1 protein-coding gene is annotated in these 575 nt (G+C 48.0%); it reads right to left on the bottom strand.

Annotation, left to right across the window (positions count from 1 at the left end):
• Positions 1–105 precede the first annotated feature (105 nt).
• Positions 106–575, bottom strand: a 470-nt coding sequence (locus tag N3G78_14885; GenBank protein MCX8119201.1) for a transposase, incomplete at its 5' end; no start/stop codon positions are given.

Here is a 575-nt window from a genome sequence, read left to right as displayed (position 1 = left end):
TCTTCAAACGCTTGGTGTATGTTGGTAATCGCTGCCGGTAGCATGGGGTACCTCCTTGAGGTTGTTGGGTTGAAATATTAAAGGGAGCGGAAAATATTTGACACATTAAGAAGCCGCGTATTGAACATTAGGATGTTGAAAATAAGCTCTTACCTTTTGAGAACGCTTTTGGGTACTCCACAAATAACTTCTCACATTTCTCACCATCTCTTCCCTATTATGCGGTCGCTTCCGCCCCACTGCATTCGTCTTCACATCCTGATTGAGCAACTCATCCGGGTTCAGATCCGGACTATACCCGGGCAAAAAGAAAAGTCTTATCTCGTCCCGATGTTTCTTGACCCAATTCTTGACCTTGCCCGAGAGATGCACGGGATGCTCATCGACAATAAAAAATACTCTCCCCCCACGATGATGCCGAATCAATCGCCTCAAAAACCTGATGAATACCCCAGAGGTGAACCTCTGCCCAAAGACCATAAAAGCCAACTTCCCCCGATTCGTAATCGCCGAAATCAGATTACACCGAAAACGCTGCCCCGTCCCGGGAATCACCGGGGTCTGCCCCCTTCGAC

Source organism: Thermodesulfobacteriota bacterium, assembly GCA_026415035.1.
Taxonomy (GTDB): Bacteria; Desulfobacterota; BSN033; order BSN033; family UBA1163; genus RBG-16-49-23.
This window is presented reverse-complemented; position numbering and strand designations above follow the sequence as displayed.